The organism is Pigmentiphaga sp. (assembly GCF_033795525.1).
Classification (GTDB): Bacteria; Pseudomonadota; Gammaproteobacteria; order Burkholderiales; family Burkholderiaceae_B; genus Pigmentiphaga.
In genome coordinates this window covers 58,733-78,762 of sequence record NZ_JARYGM010000012.1, presented here as the reverse complement: position 1 = coordinate 78,762, position 20,030 = coordinate 58,733, and the positions used below count along the sequence as shown (strand labels likewise).

At 65.4% G+C, this 20,030-nt stretch carries 22 protein-coding genes and 1 tRNA gene; 9 read left to right on the top strand and 14 right to left on the bottom strand.

What is annotated here, in order from left to right:
- Positions 1–95: 95 nt before the first annotated feature.
- Complete coding sequence (locus QHC78_RS18985) at positions 96–380, top strand: hypothetical protein (RefSeq protein ID WP_319747354.1); 285 nt, start codon at positions 96–98, stop codon at positions 378–380.
- 109 nt (positions 381–489) lie between these two features.
- Positions 490–747, top strand: coding sequence for a GlsB/YeaQ/YmgE family stress response membrane protein (locus QHC78_RS18980; protein WP_319747352.1), 258 nt, complete (start codon positions 490–492; stop codon positions 745–747).
- Between the two features lie 70 nt (positions 748–817).
- On the opposite strand, the gene QHC78_RS18975 is transcribed toward QHC78_RS18980, so the two are convergent.
- Positions 818–1,465 carry a DUF4142 domain-containing protein gene (locus QHC78_RS18975; RefSeq protein ID WP_319747350.1) on the bottom strand — a complete coding sequence of 216 codons (648 nt, stop codon included), beginning with the start codon at positions 1,463–1,465 and terminating at the stop codon, positions 818–820.
- A 227-nt stretch (positions 1,466–1,692) separates the two neighbouring features.
- Here QHC78_RS18975 and QHC78_RS18970 point away from each other — a divergent pair, with 227 nt between their 5' ends.
- The 3 genes from QHC78_RS18970 (at position 1,693) to QHC78_RS18960 (ending at position 4,967) form a co-directional block, all read left to right on the top strand.
- Positions 1,693–2,571 carry an MBL fold metallo-hydrolase gene (locus QHC78_RS18970; RefSeq protein ID WP_319747348.1) on the top strand — a complete coding sequence of 293 codons (879 nt, stop codon included), beginning with the start codon at positions 1,693–1,695 and terminating at the stop codon, positions 2,569–2,571.
- 156 nt (positions 2,572–2,727) lie between these two features.
- Positions 2,728–3,915 (top strand): FAD-dependent monooxygenase, encoded by a 1,188-nt coding sequence (locus QHC78_RS18965; protein WP_319747347.1) that lies wholly within the window; start codon positions 2,728–2,730, stop codon positions 3,913–3,915.
- An 86-nt stretch (positions 3,916–4,001) separates the two neighbouring features.
- Complete coding sequence (locus tag QHC78_RS18960; protein WP_319747345.1) at positions 4,002–4,967, top strand: Bug family tripartite tricarboxylate transporter substrate binding protein; 966 nt, start codon at positions 4,002–4,004, stop codon at positions 4,965–4,967.
- 234 nt (positions 4,968–5,201) lie between these two features.
- On the opposite strand, the gene QHC78_RS18955 is transcribed toward QHC78_RS18960, so the two are convergent.
- Complete coding sequence (locus QHC78_RS18955) at positions 5,202–5,654, bottom strand: hypothetical protein (RefSeq protein WP_319747343.1); 453 nt, start codon at positions 5,652–5,654, stop codon at positions 5,202–5,204.
- A gap of 181 nt (positions 5,655–5,835) precedes the next feature.
- Here QHC78_RS18955 and QHC78_RS18950 point away from each other — a divergent pair, with 181 nt between their 5' ends.
- On the top strand, positions 5,836–6,984 hold the full coding sequence (locus QHC78_RS18950) for a helix-turn-helix transcriptional regulator (RefSeq protein ID WP_319747341.1): 1,149 nt from the start codon (positions 5,836–5,838) through the stop codon (positions 6,982–6,984).
- Here QHC78_RS18950 and QHC78_RS18945 read toward each other — a convergent pair.
- The gene (locus QHC78_RS18945) at positions 6,917–7,150 is read right to left on the bottom strand and encodes a hypervirulence associated TUDOR domain-containing protein (protein ID WP_319747414.1); all 234 of its coding nucleotides are present in this window, start codon (positions 7,148–7,150) and stop codon (positions 6,917–6,919) included. The two genes, QHC78_RS18950 and QHC78_RS18945, sit on opposite strands and share 68 nt — an antisense overlap.
- A gap of 55 nt (positions 7,151–7,205) precedes the next feature.
- Here QHC78_RS18945 and QHC78_RS18940 point away from each other — a divergent pair, with 55 nt between their 5' ends.
- A complete protein-coding gene (locus tag QHC78_RS18940) occupies positions 7,206–7,457 on the top strand; it encodes a hypothetical protein (protein WP_319747339.1) in 252 nt (83 codons plus the stop codon).
- 23 nt (positions 7,458–7,480) lie between these two features.
- Here QHC78_RS18940 and QHC78_RS18935 read toward each other — a convergent pair.
- The 7 genes from QHC78_RS18935 to QHC78_RS18905 all read right to left on the bottom strand — a co-directional run bounded on the left by QHC78_RS18935 (position 7,481) and on the right by QHC78_RS18905 (position 15,526).
- A tRNA-Ser gene (locus QHC78_RS18935) sits at positions 7,481–7,568 on the bottom strand.
- A gap of 81 nt (positions 7,569–7,649) precedes the next feature.
- A complete protein-coding gene (locus QHC78_RS18930; RefSeq protein WP_319747338.1) occupies positions 7,650–8,000 on the bottom strand; it encodes a GFA family protein in 351 nt (116 codons plus the stop codon).
- 31 nt (positions 8,001–8,031) lie between these two features.
- A complete protein-coding gene (locus QHC78_RS18925; RefSeq protein ID WP_319747337.1) occupies positions 8,032–9,966 on the bottom strand; it encodes an ABC transporter ATP-binding protein in 1,935 nt (644 codons plus the stop codon).
- The gene (locus QHC78_RS18920) at positions 9,966–11,429 is read right to left on the bottom strand and encodes an ABC transporter permease (RefSeq protein WP_319747336.1); all 1,464 of its coding nucleotides are present in this window, start codon (positions 11,427–11,429) and stop codon (positions 9,966–9,968) included. The genes QHC78_RS18925 and QHC78_RS18920 overlap by 1 nt, the downstream gene beginning before the upstream one ends.
- A 3-nt stretch (positions 11,430–11,432) precedes the next feature.
- Positions 11,433–12,410: an ABC transporter permease gene (locus QHC78_RS18915; RefSeq protein ID WP_319747334.1), complete on the bottom strand. Its 978-nt coding sequence runs from the start codon at positions 12,408–12,410 to the stop codon at positions 11,433–11,435.
- Entirely contained in the window at positions 12,407–14,704 is a 2,298-nt protein-coding gene (locus QHC78_RS18910) for an ABC transporter substrate-binding protein (protein ID WP_413816491.1), read from the bottom strand. Before QHC78_RS18910 ends, QHC78_RS18915 begins: the two co-directional genes overlap by 4 nt.
- A gap of 93 nt (positions 14,705–14,797) precedes the next feature.
- Positions 14,798–15,526 (bottom strand): OmpW/AlkL family protein, encoded by a 729-nt coding sequence (locus tag QHC78_RS18905; RefSeq protein ID WP_319747332.1) that lies wholly within the window; start codon positions 15,524–15,526, stop codon positions 14,798–14,800.
- 252 nt (positions 15,527–15,778) lie between these two features.
- On the opposite strand from QHC78_RS18905, the gene QHC78_RS18900 reads away from it, so the two are divergent.
- Both QHC78_RS18900 and QHC78_RS18895 read left to right on the top strand, forming a co-directional pair.
- Positions 15,779–16,693 (top strand): YihY/virulence factor BrkB family protein, encoded by a 915-nt coding sequence (locus QHC78_RS18900; RefSeq protein WP_319747330.1) that lies wholly within the window; start codon positions 15,779–15,781, stop codon positions 16,691–16,693.
- Between the two features lie 45 nt (positions 16,694–16,738).
- Positions 16,739–17,047, top strand: coding sequence for a hypothetical protein (locus QHC78_RS18895; protein ID WP_319747328.1), 309 nt, complete (start codon positions 16,739–16,741; stop codon positions 17,045–17,047).
- Positions 17,048–17,073: 26 nt separating this feature from the next.
- On the opposite strand, the gene QHC78_RS18890 is transcribed toward QHC78_RS18895, so the two are convergent.
- From QHC78_RS18890 to QHC78_RS18875, 4 genes are all read right to left on the bottom strand, one after another.
- Positions 17,074–18,090, bottom strand: coding sequence for an aldo/keto reductase (locus tag QHC78_RS18890; protein ID WP_319747326.1), 1,017 nt, complete (start codon positions 18,088–18,090; stop codon positions 17,074–17,076).
- A gap of 11 nt (positions 18,091–18,101) precedes the next feature.
- Positions 18,102–18,302 carry a hypothetical protein gene (locus QHC78_RS18885; protein ID WP_319747324.1) on the bottom strand — a complete coding sequence of 67 codons (201 nt, stop codon included), beginning with the start codon at positions 18,300–18,302 and terminating at the stop codon, positions 18,102–18,104.
- 81 nt (positions 18,303–18,383) lie between these two features.
- Positions 18,384–18,776, bottom strand: a complete 393-nt coding sequence (locus QHC78_RS18880; RefSeq protein WP_319747410.1) for a RidA family protein — start codon at positions 18,774–18,776, stop codon at positions 18,384–18,386.
- Positions 18,777–18,800: 24 nt separating this feature from the next.
- Positions 18,801–20,018 carry an acyl-CoA dehydrogenase family protein gene (locus QHC78_RS18875; RefSeq protein ID WP_319747408.1) on the bottom strand — a complete coding sequence of 406 codons (1,218 nt, stop codon included), beginning with the start codon at positions 20,016–20,018 and terminating at the stop codon, positions 18,801–18,803.
- Between the last annotated feature and the right edge of the window lie 12 nt (positions 20,019–20,030).

The window sequence follows — 20,030 nt, the reverse complement described above, 5'->3', positions numbered from 1 at the left end:
GCGTACGAAACACCCGCGGGAGCGGCGCCTTTGAATACAATGGACGTATCTTCCCGCAACACCACAGAGCGGGCCCCTTTCGGACGGACTCCCACATGAACAAGAATCTCGCCGCCCTCATCTCCGTGCTGGCGCTGGCCAGTTGCGCCTCTGACCCGACCTCCTGGTACAAGGCGACCGCATCGTCCGACCAGGCCGAACGGGACCGCATCCAGTGCGAACGGCAAGCACGCATCACCGCGCCGGGCACCGGCGCCCCGTCCTATCGCGGCATCAACGCCGGCGTGGGCTCGGGTGTCAACGACGGCCTGACCAATGCCGAACGACAATCGGGCCTGGCCAACGACTGCATGTATGGCCGGGGCTACACCATCCGCTGAGCGCTTCGTCGCCTGCCTGCCACTGGCCCCCGCCTGCCGGGCTCGAAATGTGGCATGATGGCGCGCACAACCCGCGGGGCCAGCCCCGACTCACCCCTAGGAGGTAAGCATGTTGTCTTTTCTCGGAACACTGCTGGTCGGCTTGGTAGTTGGTCTGATTGCACGGGCGATCAAGCCTGGCAACGACAGCATGGGATGGATCATGACCATCGTGCTGGGTGTCGCAGGCTCCCTGATCGCCGGGTATGCCGGACGGGCCATGGGCTGGTACGAGCCCGGCGAGGCGGCGGGATGGATCGCCTCGGTCATCGGCGCGATCGTACTGCTGATCATCTACGGCCTGATCACGAAGAACAAATCTGCCTGACGCGCTTGTGCAGGCCGATATGTCCGGCAAGTACACATTGGCCGGATAGGTCGAGCCTTACGCGGCCGGCTTAGCGCGACGGGACCGGAGTTCCCCGATCCGGCTCTCCGGAAGGCGCCGTGACCGGCGGAGAAGCCCGGTCCGGCGGAATGGGATGCGGGATGCCGGGGCCGGGGTTGCCTCCCTCCTGCCTGGGACGCTGCGCCTCGCCGCTTTCCACCTTGGCAAGCAGCTCCTTGGCATGCCGCTCGTGCTCTCTGAGCGTCGGCAAATGCGTCTTGGCAAGCGCTTGCAGCTGACCGTCGGTCGCGTGCACGGCCATCTCCTCGAACAACCGGATGGCGCGCTGATGCGCATCCACGCCCACCTCCTGGGCGAACTCCCGGTCGTAGGACGGCCCGGTCTTGCCTCCCAGCGAGGCCAGCACCGCCTTCTGTCCAACGTCCGGATCCGTGGGCAGCGACATGTTCCGGCTCGATGCATAGGCCTTGAACTCGGCTTCGATACGGGTGTGGTCCGAAACCATCCGTTTGGCGAAGTCCCGGATGTAATCGTTCGACCCTCTTTGCACCGCCATTTGGCTGGCCTCGATCTCGAAACGGCTGCTATGGCCGACCTGCGTGACATACTGGATATCAGTGCCCGAGGGGTCCTTGGCCCAGGCCTGGGCGGCCGCGGCCAAGACCACGCACATCGCCTTCCCGATAAGTTTGCGCACCACGACTCTCCCGACACGGACCACGACGGGCTTTCCCGTTGGCAAAGCCGTGCCGTGCCCGCCAATGAACGTTGATCCCATACAGGGGCGAGATTCTGGTAGCAAGCGACATGCCTCGCCAGGCGCACGCCGCCAGGCATCACTCACAGGAGCAAGCGTTTGCCTGGAACACAGCAGCCAAACCACGGACGGCCAGGCACCCGGCTCGTCACCACCGAGAGGCCACAATGCGGCTACATCACCTGAACTGCATTTCAACCTGCCCGGCCGGCGGCCGCCTGATGGACGGCCGATCGCCCCTGACAGCCTGGCGGGGACGCCTATGCTGCCATTGCATCCTGGCCGAGCTTCCATCGGGAGGCCTGGCATTGATCGACACCGGTCTCGGGCTGCGCGACGTCGAAGCGCCGCGTGAACGCTTGAGCGGCTTCTTCCTGGCGCTGGTCAAGCCGGAATGGCGCAGGTCCATGACCGCGATACGGCAAATCGAAGCCATCGGCTACACCGCCAAGGACGTGCGGCATATCGTGCTGACGCATCTGGATTTCGACCACGCCGGGGGACTGGATGACTTCCCCTACGCCACGGTGCATCTCCTGGCCGCGGAACGCGAGGTCGCATTCGCGCGCAAGACTTGGATGGACAGGCAGCGCTTCCGTCCGCAGCAATGGGGATCGCGGGAACGATGGAAGGTCTATCGCAGCGACGAGGGCGATACCTGGTTCGGCTTTCGCCGCGCCCGGCCTTTGGACGGGTTGCCGCCGGAGCTGGCCCTGGTCCCGTTGCCCGGGCACACGCTGGGCCATGCCGGCGTCGCGGTCGCGGGGGCCGAGGGGTGGCTGCTGCAGGCCGGCGACGCCTATTTCCACGAGCGGGAAATGGACGCCGTAGCGCCAGGCTGCCCGCTCGGCCTGAGGTTCTATCAATGGATGCTCGAACATGACCGCCGGGCGCGGCTGGACAACCAGGCGCGGTTACGTGAACTGGTACGCAGCCACGGATCGGAGGTCACCGTGTGCTGCGGCCACGATGTGGCCGAGTTCGAACTACTGGCGAACCGGCCGCATTCCGAACCGCTGTCGCCGCTTTCCATCGCGGCGCCGTAGACCGCAGGGCCGGCCGCGCACCTATAAATTTCCGTTCTCGCCTAATCGAAATATGTTGTTTCTCCACGCGGGCGCCGCTCGCTACATTACGGAGGCAGAAACCATCATATAGACAGAAATAAAACGAACAGTCGAGCCGGCTGTACTGGAGGAGACATGGGTGGAACGGCGGGCAGCCGCAGGCTGAAGGTCATCGTGGTCGGGGCCGGTATCGGCGGATTGACGGCGGCCGCGGCGCTGTACCAGAAGGGATTCGAAGTCGAGGTGTACGAACGGGCTCGCCAGCTCGGCGAAGTGGGCGCCGGACTGCAGATCGCCCCCAATGCCGTCAAGGTATTGCGCGCTCTCGGCCTGGAAGACGAATTCATGGGCATCGCGGCAGAACCCACCGAGCGCCTGTCCATCAAGTGGGACACCGGCGAGGTCGTGGTCCGCGAGCGCTTCAAGGGAAGAATGCGCGAGGTGTTCGGCGCCAACTATCATACGGCGCACCGGGCCGACCTCCATCGCCTCCTGCTTTCGCGCGTACCCGAATCGTCCATCCATACGGGCGTGGCCTGCGCCGGCGTGGCCAATGCCGAGGGCGGCGCCATCATGCGCACCGAGGACGGCCGGGAGATCGAGGGCGATATCGTCCTGGGCGCCGACGGCATCAAGTCCGCCGTACGCGCCCAGCTCTTCGGCTCGCGCGCGCCACGCTTCACCAACCAGATCTGCTGGCGCATCATCCTTCCCATGGAAGAACTCCACCGCGCCGCCGACAAGCTGCCCACGCGGCTGAACGGTTCGGAATACATAGGCTGGCTGGGCCCCACGGGTCATGTGCTGTTTTATCCGCTGCGCCGCGGCGAGCTTTTGAACATCTTCGCCGGACGCGTCTCGACCGAGTGGGCGTCCGACGACTGGACCGTGCCGAGCTCCAAGGACGAGATGCTGCAGGCCTATGCCGGCTGGCACCCCGGCATGCTGCATCTGCTGTCGCAGGCCAAGGAGGCCTTCAAATGGGGCATCTACGACCACGATCCGCTGGAGCATTGGGTGCAAGGCCGCATTGCACTGCTCGGAGATGCCGCTCATCCCATGATGCCCACCCTGGCACAGGGCGCGGCCATTTCGCTGGAGGATGGCTACGCCGTAGCGCGGCATCTGGAGCAAGGCAGCGCTGATCCGGCGGCGGCCCTGGCCGCCTACGAACGAGAAAGACAGCCCCGGGGCAGCCGCGTGCAATTGCAGGCGCGCCAGCAATTCCTCAACAACCAGCGGGTTCCGCCGCCACCGCCGCTCCCCGTCGATTGGATCTACGGCTACGACGCCGCAAGCGGGACCACCCACCGGGCGGCCTAGCGCCGCCCGCGCCCGGATCCGCCCCTGCCGGATCCCGCGCAAGGCCGTGGCCGCGACCACATTCCCAGACATCAAGGAGACAAGATATGTTCCGATCCGCCCTGGCCATGGGGGCACTGGCCCTTGCCGCGCTATCGGCCGCGCATGCACAGAACTTTCCGAACCGGCCGATCCGCCTGGTCGTGCCCTACCCGGCGGGCGGCGCCATGGACGTTTCGGCGCGCATCGTCGCGCAGGAACTCAATAACGTGCTGAAGCAGGCCGTAATCGTCGAAAACCGCGCCGGAGGAGCCGGCACGCTCGCGGCCGATTACGTTTCCAAGGCCCAGGCGGACGGCTACACGCTGTGCTGGTGCCCGACCGGTCCACTGGTCATCACGCCGCTGTCGGACTCCACCGTCCCCTACGACCCGCTGAAGGACCTCGCGCCGGTCAACCATACGCTGAACTTCGAGAACGTCCTGATGGCGCGCAAGGACCTTCCGGCCAACAACATCAAGGAACTGGTGGCGCTGGGCCGCAGCGCCCGCGAAGCCTTGACCTACAGCACGCCAGGCGCGGGCGGCACGCACCACTTGGGCGGCGAATGGCTCAAGCGTGAAACCGGCATCAACCTGCTGCACGTGCCCTACAAGGGCGAAAACCCGGCCGTCACGGCGGTCATGGCGGGCCAGATCGACATGGCTTTTGCCTCCGCGTTGATCGCTGCCCCCGCGGTCAAAGATGGACGTGCGAAGTTGATCGCCAACGTCGGACCCACCCGTTCCAAGCTGCTGCCCGACGTCCCGACGATTGCAGAATCGGGCTTTCCTCAGTACGCCTGGGTCAATTTCGTCGGCGTGAACGCCCCCGCGGGTACGCCGCCAGCCATCATCGAGCAACTTTCCAAGGCAGTCACGCAGGCCGCGCGCACCACGGCGGTAGAGAACAGGCTCGCCGAGATGGGCATCACGGTGGTCGCCGGCGGCCCTAAGGAATACGAGGCCTTTCTTCGCAATGAGATGAAAACCTGGGGGGATTTGCTGAAGACGACCAACGTGACGCGCGAATAGCGGCGGCACGCCGCTGATCGCCACTACGACTAGGCGTCTATACCGAGGTCAGGCCGCGGGCCTTGAGCCGAGAAATAACGGCAGCCGGGTCCATTGGGCCAGGCGATCCATTCCGCCGCGACACGAGTCCAGTGGTCGATGTCCCTGCTGCCTTCCATCAAACGGCCTTCCCTTGCTGAAATGCGATTCCGGCAGGTCCACGAAGATACCGCTTCAGCCAGGCCTCTGCCATGGTTACTTCTTTCTGCGCGCCAGCATCGTCTTGACATTTGCCCGCTGCTCAGGCGTAAAAGACGCCAGCGCCTTGGTATCGGCGCCCGGCCCCATGGCCAGGTACATGCCGGCGTGCAGGGCGGCCAGCGTAGCGGTGGCGTACTCGAGGCTGGTAAGCCCGTGGCGTGCCAGGGCCGCGCGCACGTGCGGCTGGGCATCGAGCTTGCGCGCAATGTCCTCTACCGATTCGGCGTCAGCCTCGTCGTCATCGTCGTCGACATCCGCCGTCTTTACGTTCTTCAGCTCGGCGGCCACGGCTTCCATGCGATCGAGCAGTGCGGGGGTAAGGCGAAAGTGCGCCGGATCTGCACCGCTCGCGGCCGAAGCGCCGCCCGTGGACAAGGCCGTCCCCGCGACGGCCAGCAAAAGGGCCGAGGTGGCGGCCAGGGAACGAATGCTGGGACAAAGAGACATGGCGATAACCTTCAGAAAAACGAGGATAGGCGGCTAGGCAACCGATTAAACGCGGCACGCAGCTTACTGAAACGCGGCCCGCCCCGCCCCACCCCGCGGGGGTAGGCTGCCGCGTCGAGACGCAACGGCGACCGCCCGTGGCTCGGTTACGATAAGGAACCTCTACGGACGCCGCCTCCCCATGCCCCCGCACCGCCCCAACAGCCAAGCCCTCATGCGCCTGCAACTGATGGCGGGCCTGGACGTAGGCGGCCCGCAGCTGATCCAGCCATTGCTGCAAACACTGCACCGGGTAATCGGCTTTGACTCGGGCGGCTACTTCTACGTCGGGGACGACGGCGGGCTGGAAGCCCATATGGAAGACCCCGGCGTCGGGGCCGCCGTGCCGGAGCACTTCGACCCCCGTATCCTGCGCAGTGAAAGCGAGGTGTTCCATAACACGTTGCGCCAGCCCAGCGACATCTCCCGTCACGGACAGGGCGCGCGCACCTTGGGCCAAATGCTCAAGACCCGGCACGCCGAACTGCTACGCAGCGACTACTACAACGTCGTGATGCGCCCGGCAAGGGTAGCCGACTGGCTGTGCCTGCCCCTGAGCACGCCGCGGCACCCGGGGATCGGCATCCTTTTCCTCTTTCGCCCTCCTGGCGCGCGTCCGTTCGGGCCTGAAGAGGTTGCGACGCTTACGCGGCTCGAAGCGCATCTGGCTTGCGCATTGCAACCCGGCGACCGCTATGCGGACGATGGCGAGGTGCACAGCCAGGGACTGCTCGTCGCCACGCCGCAGGGGCGGCCGCTATGGATTTCTCCCGAGGCCGAAGCACTCATGCCCCAGGCCTTCGGCTGGCGCTGGCGGCGCAGCGCGGACTTGCCCCCGGTCCTGCAATCGCTGCTGCAACGGCTGGCACCGAAGAAAGAAACCCCATTGGCGCCGCCACAACTGGAGCTGCGCAATGCCCAGGGGTGGTTTTCTCTGCGCGCCATGCGCCTGGCCGCAGCCGCCGGCCAGGACAATGCTGTGGGCATCACCATCACCCGGCGTATGGCCCGCGGGATCCGACTATTGTCGACGCTGCACGAGCTCGATCTCCCAAGGCGCCAGTACGAACTGGCCTATTGGCTGGCACGCGGATTATCCGAGTCGCAGATCGCCCAGCGCATGGGCATCAGTTCGAATACGGTGGTCTACCACCGCCGCCAACTCTACAACCGCCTGGGGGCAGGCAACAGGACCGACCTGCTCGCGCAGCTTGGGGCCCGCTTCAGCGACGCGCTTTCCTCAAGGCCGCGCCCTTATGGGCCGCGACATGGTCGGTCTTGTCGCTCTTGATCTCGTATTGCGGGTCCTCTTCGCTGGCGCGGCGCCTGTGCCCCTTGTAGTAGAAATCCTTCGTATGCACCCGGATGATCGAGCCGCTGACGAAGCCCGCCTCCGAATTCCAGCATGGCAAGAAACTGATCCAGTCTGCTGCTTCAGGCGCGGCCACCCGGCCCATCGAGGAATCGCAGGGCCGTTGACGTAAACGGAACGAGCGGATCATAAATAGGAGCGTGCTCGCCGCCTGGGATGACCCACAACTCGGCATCTGGAATGGAACGGTAGATGCTCACGGCGATTTCAACGGGAAAAAAACGGTCCCGATCACCGTGCACGACGAGAGTACGCGCCGTGATCACAGACAGATCTCGCGCGGTGAAATTCATATCGTCCTGATTGTCACCCAGCGCATTGAACTGCGCGATGAGCTGATGCCCATGGCCGAGAAGCGCTCGATCCCCAACGCTTCAACATGGCGGTTCTGAACGACTGCTGGAGGTATTGGCACTGGCGGAAGGGGTGGGATTCGAACCCACGGATGGTCGCCCATCGCTGGTTTTCAAGACCAGTGCATTAAACCGCTCTGCCACCCTTCCTGATGGAGGCGCCGTGCTGGCGCCGCCCTTGCTACAGGAGCCGAATGATAATGCATTTTCGCCCCTGCTTCCGGCTGCGCCTCAGTAGCTGGCGCCGTCCACACGCCGGATCTGCAAACCGTCCAGGTCGATGGACGGCACGCATCTGAGGTTGATCGCGCGCGTGGGCGTGCCGTCCGGCAGGGCGCCCCGGGCAAAGGGCTGCGTGCCGCAGGCCGTGCAGAACATGTGCTCGATCCTGTTGGAGTGAAATCGATAGGATTGCAAATTGTCGCCGCCTTGGGTCAGCCGGAACGCGTCTTCGGGCACGAAGGACAGCAGGAATCCCTTGCGCCGGCAATGGGAGCAATTGCAGCTGTTGGCCTCGGTGGGAACAGGCGCGTCGACCGTGAACGCCACGGCGCCGCAATGGCAACTTCCTTCATACGGCATCTCAGCTCTCCTTGTCAGTCGGCACTGGCAGCTAGGCTGCTTCCGCCTCGACACGCGGAACGGCACCCAGCAGCTGTCGTGTATAGGCATGGTCAGGCCGTGTCAGCACGCGTTCGGCAGGCCCGGCCTCGAGGATCCGCCCCGCCTGCATGACCGCGACGTCGTCCGCCAGGTACTCCACCACGCCGAAGTTATGGGTGATGAACAAATACGCAATGCCCAGGTCCCGCTGCAGGGCATGCAACAGATTGAGGATTTGGGCCTGCACGGAAACATCCAGGGCCGACGTGGGCTCGTCGCACACCAAAAGCTTGGGCTCCACCGCCAGCGCCCGGGCAATCGCGATGCGCTGGCGTTGCCCGCCGGAGAATTCGTGCGGATAGCGGTCGCGCGAGTCGGGCCGCAGGCCGACCTGGTCCAGGAGCCGCAAGAGGGCTGCCTCCCGGCTCGCCGCTTCCATGTCGGGCCGCAAGGACGACAAGCCTTCGTCGAGGATTTCGCCTACGCGCATGCGCGGGTTCAACGAGGCATAAGGGTCCTGGAAGATGATCTGGATGTCGCGGCGCAAACGCTTGAGTTGCCGCCTGCCGGCATGCAGCAGGTCCTGCCCGCGCAGGCTGGCCTGTCCCGAGATGGATGCGGTGCCATCGAGCAGGCGCAGCAGCGCCTTGCCGGTCGTGGTCTTGCCGCAGCCGGACTCTCCCACCAAGGCCAGCGTCTTGCCTGCCTCGAGCGACAGGCTCACGCCGTCGACCGCCTTGACCCAGCCCACCGTGCGCCGCAACAGGCCCTTGCGTATCGGGAAATGGACCTTCAGATCCGACACCTCGAGCAGCCGCGAGCCGCCGGGCGCCGCACGCGACGATAGCGCGGGCGCGTGTTCCCGCGGCAGCGACACCACTGGTGCCGCCGGCCCGCTGTGGGCGTCCCGGGCATGCGCGTCCGGCAACTCGAGGTGCGCGCCCGCGCGCTTGGCCGCATCGATCTGCGCCAGCCTGATGCAGCGCACCCGGTGTCCCGGCGTTTCCTCGACCAACGGTGGCGGCGCGGCATCGCACTCGGGGGCATGGGCGGGGCAGCGTTGGGCAAAGCGGCAACCGCCGAATTCCTGGTCCAGCGCCGGTACCGTGCCGGGAATGGCCGCCAGGTCGCTGCCCCGGCGCGCCATGCTGGGCAACGCGCTGAACAGCAGCCGCGCATACGGATGGCGGGGATGGCGGAAGAACGTCTCGGCAGGCGCGGATTCAACGATCTGCCCGGCATACATCAGGGCTACGTGATGCGCCATGCTGCGCACGATGCCCAGGTCGTGCGTGATGAGCATCATCGCCATGCCGAGCTGGGCCTGCAGCGTGCGCAGCAATTCCAGTATTTGCGCCTGGATCGTGACATCCAGCGCCGTAGTCGGCTCGTCGGCAATGAGCAGCTCGGGTTCGGCCGCCAGCGCGATGGCGATCATCACGCGCTGCTTCTGGCCCCCGGAGAGCTGGAAAGGGTAGTCGTCGACGCGTCGTTCCGGCTCCGGTATGCCCACCCGCCGCAACCAGTCGATCGCCTTGGCCCGGGCCGCCGCCCCGCGCAGCCGGGTATGGGTGACGATGGTCTCGACAATCTGGTCGCCCACCCGCATGACCGGGTTCAGGCTGGTCGAGGGTTCTTGGAAGATGATGCTGATCCTGCGGCCGCGCACCCGGCGCATGTCGCGCTCGGGCAGCCGGTTCAGATCCACGCCGTCAAGCAGCGTCGCGCCGTGTTCGATACGGCCGGCATCGGGCAGGAGCCGCAACAGCGCGAGCGCCGTCATGCTCTTGCCGCAACCCGATTCGCCCACCAGCGCAAAGGTGTTCCCCCGGGCGATGGCCATGTCCAGGGCATGGACGGCGTGCACCAGACCTTGGTCGCTATCGAGCACGACATCGAGGTGGCGTACGTCCAGCAGCACGGCGTCGCGAGCATGGGCACTCATCAGCGGTCCTCCAGCATCTTGGCCGGACGCCCGCGCGCCCAGGCTGGCCGGTAGGCGCGGGCCCGCGGATCGAAGGCCTCGCGCACGGCATCGGCGAACAGGTTGGCGGACAACACCAGGGCCAGCATGAATACGAAGGCCGACAGCAGGCTCCACCAGATCATGGGATCGCGCGACATCTCGAGCCGCGCCAGGTTGATCATGGAGCCGAACGAGTTCATGGACGGATCGACGCCCACGCCGAGATAGGAGAGCACGGCCTCATAGAGCACCAGCGTGGAAAACTCCAGTACGACCGTGATCAGGACGATATGCATGACGTTGGGCAGCAGGTGCCGCGCCATGATGCGCATGGGCGACGCGCCGAAAGCCCGCGCCGCCAGGACATAGTCCAGTTCGCGCAGCTTCAGCGTTTCGGCCCGGAGCAGCCGGCACAAGCCAGCCCAGCCCGTCACGCCGAGAATGATGCAAAGCAGGAACAATCGCAGGTCGGCCCGCTCGGCGCCGGTTTCGAACAGCTCGGGATTGTTGTCGATGAAGACTTGCACCATCAGCACGCAGGCAGCGATCAGCAGCACGCCGGGGATCGACGTGAGCGTGGTGTAGACGTACTGGATAATGTCGTCGACCCAGCCCTTGAAGTAGCCCGCCATGATGCCCAGCGACAGCGCCAAAGGCAGGGTCGCCAGCGTGGTCAGGCTGCCGATGACCAGGGCGGTGCGGAAGCTCTTGATGGTCTGCACCAGCACGTCGTTGCCCGTGCTGTCGGTACCCATCACGTGATAGCCGGTAGAGAGCGCGGCCGCAGCGCCCCCCAGGATCGCGATGACGCCGAAGGTCAGCAGCATGGCCCCGAGGGGCATCTTGGTACGCCGCCGGACGATGTCGTGCCAGGCCGCGGCGAACGCCAGGCGGCGCCGGCGTGCCAGCCCTGCCGCCACCGCCAAGGCGACCGCGCCGGCCAGCAACGCGCCCCCCGCCACGCCCGCGCCCGCGCGCAGCAGCACATCGCCCAGCCACTCCTTGTCGGGATCCGCCAGGTGCGCGCCGCCATGGCGCAATCGCGGAAAGTCGCGTAGCGGCTTGCCGTCCACCAGCATGGTTTCCTTGGTGAACTGCCGTACCGCGAGCGGGGCCGAATAGGTTTTTTCCCGTCCGGCCATGGGCCTGGCCAGCAGCGCGTCCAGCACCGACCGGGTCACCGGCGAATAGGCGCGCGCGCCCTGCCCGCCCTCGACCTCCACCGATTGGAGCAAGGGCCGGTAATGCATGGAATCGAGCAGGCCTATTACCACGAACACGCCCAGCACCACGGCCGCGCACATGGCGGGGGTGTCCTGCGCCACACGCGCCCAGGTTGCCCGCAGGTTGGGAGTGCGGCTGGCATGCCAGACATAGCCGGCCACCCCCAGCAGCAGGATGAACAGCGCGACATCGGTCCAGAGAAAGACGATCTTGGGCATGTTCTACTCGAAGCGCACGCGCGGATCCGCGATCGTGTAGGAAATGTCGGCCAGGATCAGGCCGATGATATAGAGCACCGACCCGATGAACACCATGGAGCGGACGATGGCGAAATCCTGGGCGTTGATGGCGTCCATGGTATAGCTGCCCAGCCCCGGTATGCCGAAGAAGGACTCAGCGATCAGGCTCCCCATGAACAGCAGCGGAATGGCGGAAATGGTGCTGGTCAGGATGGGCAGCATGGCATTGCGCAAGACGTGGCGGAACAGCACCAGGCGTTCGGCCAGCCCCTTGGACCGCGCGGTGCGAACGTAGTCCTTGCCGATTTCCTCGAGGAACAGGGCGCGATAGAACCGGGCCTCGGGACCGAGCTTGGCGATGATGGCCACCACGACCGGCAGCATCAGGAAGCGGGTCGCGTCCAGCCCGCCCGCGAAGCCTGAGAGCGGCACCAGCCTGAGCGTCTTGGAAAAGAGATACTGCCCGGCAATGATGTAGAAGAGCGCCGATATGGAGAGCATGGCCACGCATAGCACCACTCCCCAGAAGTCGAGATAAGTGCCGCGGAAGAACACCAGCAATAACGAGAATGCCACGCTTGCGAACAGGCCCAGCAGGAAGGTCGGCACCGCCAGTGCCAGGCTGGGCCCGACCCGCTGCCGGATCTCGTAGCCGATATCGCGGCCCGCGTCCGAAGCACCGAAATCGAACACGAACAGCCGCGCCGAGCGCTCGAAGAAAATGGTGTCGGTAAAGCGCTGCACGCCTTGCTGCTGCGTGTTGACCAGCAGCGGCTTGTCGTAGCCGCGCTCCACCTTCCATTTCTCGATGGCATCGGCGCTGACCCGGCGTCCGCCGATGGCGAGGCGCGCCATGTCGTCCGGCGTATTGACCGCGAAGAACAACATGAAGGTAAACAGGTTGACGCCGATGAGGATCAGGACCCCGTAGAAAATCCGGCGCACGATATAGGCGGTCATGCGGCGTCCCCCGATGGATGGGCGCGGTGGACCGCCACCGCGCGATCGCGGCGCCGCACCATGCGCCACGCCGGCACCGTAAGCAAGACAAGCAGCAGCACCACCAGCGCTATCGGCCACCACACCGGCTGATTCCATTCGGCGATCTTGCGTGCGCGCAACTCGGGATCGATCTTCATGTACTGGAGGTTGTTGCGTATCATCTGGGTCGGTTTGCCGTTGCCCACCCACTGGTGATAGGCGCCGCCGGACTTGGGGAAATAGCCGAACATCCAGGCCGCGTCCTGCTGCACGATGGCCACCATGCGGGCGATCAAGGCCTCCTTCTCGGGGCCGTCATCGAGGTACTTCATCCGCTCGAACAACTTGTCGAACTCGGGATTCGCATAGTTCGACGCGTTCTCGCCGCCTGCCTTGGCCTTGCCGTTGGGCCCGTACAGCAGGAACAGGAAGTTCTCCGCATCGGGGTAGTCGGCGTTCCAGCCCCACATGAATATCTGCGCCACGCCGCGGCGCATCTTGTCCTGGAACCGGTTGTAGTCGGTGGAACGGACCTCGAGCTGTATGCCCAGCTTGCCGAATTGCCGCTGCATCCAGTCGAACTGCGAGCGGGCGCTGGGCGAGACGCCTCCCATGGCATCGTAGTTCAGCACCAGCGGTTGGCCGGTGCGGGCATTGCGCCCCTCGGGATAGCCGGCCTCGGCCAGCAGGCGCTTGGCGACGTCCAGCGGCTTGCGCGTGACCTTGTCGCCCTGGATGTCATAGACAACAGGATTGGCGCCCTCCGGGGGATCCCGGTAGCCTAGCAGGCCAGGAGGCAAGGGGCCGTAGGCCACCTGCGCCTGGCTATTCTCGAAGATGGCGACGTACTCTTCCCAGTCCACCGCGATGCTAATGGCCTGGCGCAGCTTGCGATTGCGCTCCTGCTGCTCGGCGGTATCGCCCTTGCCCACTACCGGGTCCAGCCAGTTGAAACCCATGTACCAGTTCTGGGTCTCCACCGTGGTCGGCAGCTTCAGGCCGCGCTCGGCGAACAAGGCGGCCTTCTCCTGCGAGTCGCCCGCCGCCACCAGGTAGGCCACGCCATACTCTCCGCGCTCGGCCTGCGGGACGTCGTAATAGCCTTGCAGGAACTTGCCCTGCAACGGCACGCTTTCCTTTTCGATGCTGAAAACGATACGGTCGATGAAGGGCGTGAGCTTGCCGCAATCCTGGAGCAGGCCGGCGGCACGGTCCTCTTCCGTTCCCTCGCAGGGATACGGTTCGCCGCGGAAATTCGGATTGCGCGTCAAGACGTGCCGGCGATTCTCCCTGTATTCCGTCAGCATGTAGGGGCCGGTACCGACCGGCCAGTAATTCAGGGTGAGATTGCGCGCCGCCATGCCCGGCTGGTTGTAGAACTGGTCGGCTTCCCATGGAATGGGCGCGAAGAAGGTCATCGCCAGCCAGTACTTGAACTGCGGGTATTTTCCCTTGACCCGGATGCGCAAGGTATGGCGGTCCAGCGCCTCGACGCCCTCGAAGGCATATTTGCGGAAATCCAGCCATGGCAAGTCGCGGGCGGTCGGGTCCAGGCCCTTGCGCAACTCGGTGTCGACAGCCCGTATGCGCTCGCCGTACTCCTTGAAGCCGACGATGTAGTCAGTCATGTGCGCAAAGATGGGGGACACCACCCGCGTGGTGGCCAGCCGGCGGATGCCATAGACGTAGTCGTCCGCGGTGAGCTCGCGGGTGCCCGTGCGCGGGAAGTCCGTGATCGCGTACTTGCCCTCGAGATCTTCCTGCGCAAGGTGCCGGTACAAGTCCCGTCCGGCGTCGTCCACCGCGAAGGCGGGATGGGGCTGGTACTTGATACCCGGTTTGATGGGAATGTCGTAGATACTCTGCGCCACACGCTCTCCGGGAACGTCCGGGGGCAATACGTTGCCCTGGGCGTCGAGGTAGACGGGCTCTACGATCCGTGCGGCGGCCCGCGGCACGAGCTGGTAGGGGCGCTTCAGATAGTGATAGCCGTACAGGGGTTCGTAGATCTGGTAGGTGTACGGCGTTTCGTCGACCGAATAAGAGCTGGCCGGGTCCAGGTACTTGGGAGAACGCTGCGTAAATGCGGTGTACATCACGTTCTGGCGTTCCGCACGCTCCGCATAGGGACTGTTGAGCGGCGTTCCCCCGTCGCCTCCCCCGGACGAACAGCCGGCCAGGATAGCCGCGCCGATCCCCCAAAGCAGGCGTCTTGCCCAATCGCGTGCGCCGTACGCGCCCTGTCTGGAACCGTCAGTGCGCGCCAGGCGCATCGACCACCTCCCAAGAGTATTGTCCCGGTGAGCATAGCAAAAACCGTACCGTTGCTGCACCGGTTACGCTAAGGAATACCCTCAGCGCCGCTCTCAGAAACGGTAGGTGAGCGCCAGCAGCCCCACGATGGGATTGATCTTGAACTGGGACTGGCTCTCGACCGTGCCCAGCGGCGTACCGTAGGTCTTCAGGTGGGCCGTGGTCTTGAGCGGCAGATAGGACACCGACAGCAGCGCCCCCCAGTTCTTGTTGATCTGGTAGCTGGCCCCCACGTTCAGGATCGGCACCCACTTGCTGTCTACGTCGGCTTCGGTCCGCAAACCGGGGTTGGCCCCGCCGGTGAACCGTGTCGATAAGGCGCGCTGGAAATTCCCGCTCAGCTCGACGTCCGAATACCAGACGTAGCTGAGCCCGGCCCCGACGTAGGGGCGGAACGCCCGGTCCGGCGGGCCGAAAAAGTACTTCACCACGACCGCCGGACTCCATTGCCGGGCCGACCCCAGCTGGCCTACGGGGCCGAGCGCCTGTTCGCCATCCAGCTTGAACCGCGGCGGGACGCCCATGACCAGCTCGGCGGCGACGTGATCGGTAAAAAAACGCGTATAGGTCAAGGCCACCGTATCGGCGTTGCTGATCGATGCGCCGGTATTGGGCACCTGCCCCGCAACTGCGGCAGGCCCGACGATGGTCAGAGGCTTGCTGGAGTCCTGGGGCTCCAGATGGAACCATCCCGCGCCAATGACGTTGGAGCCGGCGCTTTGCGCCTGGGCCACCGCCGCCCAGGCGGCGCCCAGCACGGCGAGCGTGATCCGATGTTTCATGGCTGTCTCCTTCGATGTAGACACGCCGGTCGCATGCCCGCCCGGGCCAGCCGGCTTATCGCCAAAGATCGCGCGAAAGCGCCCGACAGACAAGGGATCGCGCCCAAGGATGCAGTATTGACCTGCCTGGGGTGGCGAATCGGCAACGCGTTAGAAAAATCTACAGTTGCGTCGGAATGTTTTAAGTACTGACGCTGCGCGGCCGTGCGCACAGAATGGAATCTGGCCTGCCGCAATGAGGTGCCGCAGTTCATGTCCCGGGGTTTCAGTCTCGACCGCCTGCGCCGCGTAGTCATCGTCTCCCTGCTGTGGGACACGGCCCGGCGCTGGTCCGAGCACCGCGCCGCCAGCAAGGGCGCAGCCCTGGCGCTGTACATGGTGTTCTCGCTCGCCCCCATGCTGCTGCTGGTCATTGCCATCGCCGGCGCCTTCTTCGGAGAAGAGGCGGTCCGCAACCAGCTGGTCTCGCAGCTAGGCTCGCTCACCGGAAAACAAGGCGCCGAGGCCATCCAGACCGTACTGGCGAGCGCCGAGCAATCGGACAAAGGCTGGGCTGCCGCCATCATCTCCACCGTCCTGTTGATCTTCAGCGCAACGACCGCCTTCGCCGAGCTCAAGGAGAGCCTGGACGAACTATGGGACGTGCCCGCGGCCAAGACCTCCGGAATCTGGGCCTTGCTGCGCAGCCGCTTACTGTCCTTCGGGCTGGTACTGGTGCTGGCGCTGTTTCTGCTGATCTCGCTGGCGGTCAATGCCGCGCTCTCGGTACTGCAGGACTACTGGCATGCCTTCTGGGTGGAATCGGTCTTTGCCACCGCGGCGCTGCTGTTTTCCAACGCTTTCTCGTTCGCCGTCGTCACGGCCTTGTTCGCGGTGGTTTTCAAGCTGCTGCCCAGCGCGCATATTTCCTGGCGCGCCGTCATTCCGGGCGCATTGATGACGGCCGTGCTGTTCCTGGCCGGCAAGAGCCTCATCGGGCTATACCTGGGCAGCGGCAGCGTCGCTTCATCCTATGGCGTGGCCGGCTCGGTCATCGCGCTGCTCCTGTGGATTTACTACTCGGCCCAGATATTCTTCTTCGGTGCCGCCTTTACGCGGCAATACGCGGATACGTTCGGCCAAGGCAAGCTCAGGCCCAGCCAGGCGCTCGAAGAAGTCCCCCGTTGATCGAGACGGGCCGTGCCGGCGCCGGGCCTTCATCCGGAGACGACGATGAGCGCGCTGCATCCCTACATCAGGTTTCTCGGCACCCTGCCGCAATTCGAAGTGGACCACCATCGCGGCACGGCGGTAGAGCTGCGCAGCGGCGTGGTCGTCGCCAAATACGAAGGGGAAAAGCCGCACCACGCGCACTGCCTGGGACTGGTGTGGCCGGGCCAGCCGACGGACCAGCCCGTCCTGGTTTCCGCGACCAAATACGTGCCGCTGCAAGTGGCCGAGGCCATCAAGCTCGGCGCCCCCCGGGCCGAATTGCTGGAAGCCAGCCGGCACATCTTCGTGGAGGCCGGCGAGCGGCATTGACACCGGCCGGCCCTGCAAGGCTGCGGTCAGCGGCGCGGCCGTGCGACCGGACGGCCCCGGAACGGATGAGCCGGGTCGTTGTAGCCGGGCGTGGAGGCGTGGCCCGGCACGACCAATCCATCGACCAGGGCTTCCTCGTCAGCATCGAGCGTGATGTCCAGCGCGGGGTAGTAGTCTTCCATCTGGGCCAGCGTGCGAGGCCCCGCAATGACCGAAGTGACGATGGGGTTGGCCAGCACCCACGCCACGGCGAAGTGGGCCAGCGCGATGCCGCGGGCATCGGCGTGTTCCTTGAGGCGCTGCGCCACGTCCAGAGACTCCGGCCGGAACTCGGTTTCGAGGAAACGCTTGTCGTGGCGGCCTCCGCGCGAGTCCTGGGGAGGCGCCGCGCCCGGCTGATACTTGCCCGTCAGCACGCCCCGGGCGAGCGGGCTGTATGGCACCACGCCCAGTCCGTAGTACTCGCAAGCAGGCAGGATCTCGACTTCGGGACCGCGATTGAGCAGGTTGTAATACGGTTGGCAGACCACCGGCCGCGGCACGCCGGCCTGGCCGCACAGCCGCACGATTTCGGCAATACGCCAGCCGCGGAAATTCGACAGACCGAAATAGCGCGCCTTGCCCTGGCGGATCAGGTCGCCCATGGCAAGCACCGCCTCTTCGAGGTTCTCGCCGATGAAGTCCTTGTGCAGATAAAGGATATCGACGTGGTCGGTGGCCAGGCGCGCCAGGCTGTATTCGGCGGCCCGCATGATCCAGCTGCGCGAATAATGGGACTGGTTGGGGCCCTTCCCCATGGGATTGCCGAGCTTGGTCGCGAGCACCCAATCGTAGCGCTGGCCTTGCAGCAGCTTGCCCAGCATGGCTTCGGAGGCGCCATCGGCATAGACGTCCGCGGTATCGATGAAATTGACGCCGTGGTCATGGGCCGACGCGAGGATCTGCGCGGCCTCGGCCTCCCCGGTCTGGTCGGCGAACATCATGGTACCGAGGCACAAGGCCGATACTCGCAGGTTGGAAGAGCCCAATCGACGATAGTTCATGGTTCCCCCTGTCAAGGCACTTGCGGCGGGTCGATCCAGACGAAGGTTTCGCCGCGCTCGAGCATTTCGGCGACGTCTTCGGCCGGCACTTCATAGTCGGTGCCCATGAGGCTGGCGTCGCCCGACTCGTGGATATGAATGACCGAAGGCGGGTCGGTGTCGATGAAATACCAGTAGTACCCGGGCTTGAGATCGTGCAGGCGGTCTTTCACGGCGACTCTCCATAGCGTTGGAACAGGTCCACCCGTGAAATCATACCCATACCGCCGGCACAGCGCGAACGCACCGCGCCGTCAGTCGGGAACCACGGCCGTCACTTCGATCTCGACCTGCGCCTGGTCCTCGATCAGCGCGGCGACCTGGACCGCCGTCATCGCCGGGAAATGCCGGCCCATGACCTCGCGGTACGCCTTGCCGATTTCCTCGTAGGACGCCATGTAGACGCGCTTGTCCACGACGTACCAGGTCATGCGCACGATGTGTTCCGGGCGGGCGCCTGCTTCGGCCAGCACGGCCACGATGTTGGCCAGCGCCTGCCGGACCTGCCCGGCAAAATCCGTGGCCCGGAAGACGCAATCCGGGTCCCAGCCTATCATCCCGCTGATGAATACCTGCTTGCCGCGCGCAGCCACGCCGTTGCTATAGCCGCGCGGCCGGGGCCATCCGGCCGGCTGCAGTATCTCGATGTGCGAAGTCATTCAATCTCCTTTCTAAACGGCGCCGTCGCCGGCTTCCCGCAGCAGTTCGCGCGCGATGATCAACTGCTGTACCTCGGTGGCGCCCTCGTAGATGCGCAGCGCCCTGATCTCGCGGTAGAGCCGCTCGACAACCTCGCCGCTGACCACGCCCTGCCCGCCGAACATCTGCACCGCCGCGTCGATGACCCGCTGCGCGGTTTCGGTGGCGGTCATCTTGGCCATCGCCGCTTCTTTCGTGATACGGGCGCCGCCGTCGCGCATCCATGCCGCACGGTAGGTCAACAGCGCGGCGGCATCGACGCCGGTGGCCATATCGGCCAGCTTGCCCTGGGTCAGCTGGAAATCGGCAAGAGTCTGGCCGAACATGCGCCGCGACATGGCGCGGGCCAGCGCCTCGTCCAACGCCCTGCGCGCGAATCCCAGCGCGGCCGCGGCCACCGAGGTGCGGAACACGTCCAGTGTCGCCATCGCGACCTTGAACCCCTGCCCCGCTTCGCCCACGCGTTGCCCGACCGGTACGCGGCAGCCGTCGAACTCCAGGCGCGCCAGCGGGTGGGGCGCAATGACCTCGATGCGCTCGGCAATCCTCAACCCCGGGTTGTCGGCGTCCACGATCAGCGCGGTGATGCCCCGTGCCCCGGGGGCCTCGCCGGTACGGACGAAGACCACATAAAAATCCGCCATGCCGCCATTGGAGATCCAGGTCTTGCTGCCGTCCAGGACGTAGTCGGCCCCATCCAGGCGGGCCGAGCAAGCCATGGCGGCAACATCCGAGCCCGCCTGGGGTTCGGATAGCGCAAACGCGGCGATGGCTTCGCCCGAGGCAACGCGCGGCAGGTAACGTTCGCGTTGTTCGTGGGTGCCGAAGAGGCTGATTGCGCCAGACCCCAGGCCCTGCATCGCAAAGGCGAAATCGGCCAAGCCGTTGTGATAGGCAAGCGTCTGGCGGATCAGGCAGACCGCCCGTGTGTCGATGGCATCGGTCAAGCCGCCATAAGGGAGGCCGGCCACGGCATAGCGCAGCCAGCCGTCCTCCCCCAGCGCGCCGACCAGCGCGCGGCAATCGGCGTCGACGTCGCCGCCGTGCACATGGGCCGTCTTGCGTGCCGCCCACGGGTCCAGCTCGGCCACCAGTTCCTGGTGACGCAGATCGAAGAACGGCCAGGCCAGATGCTGGGCACGCGCAGCCGGTCCACCGGGCTGCCCCAGCGGATGCGCCTGGGCCGGCATGGGTTCGGTGGG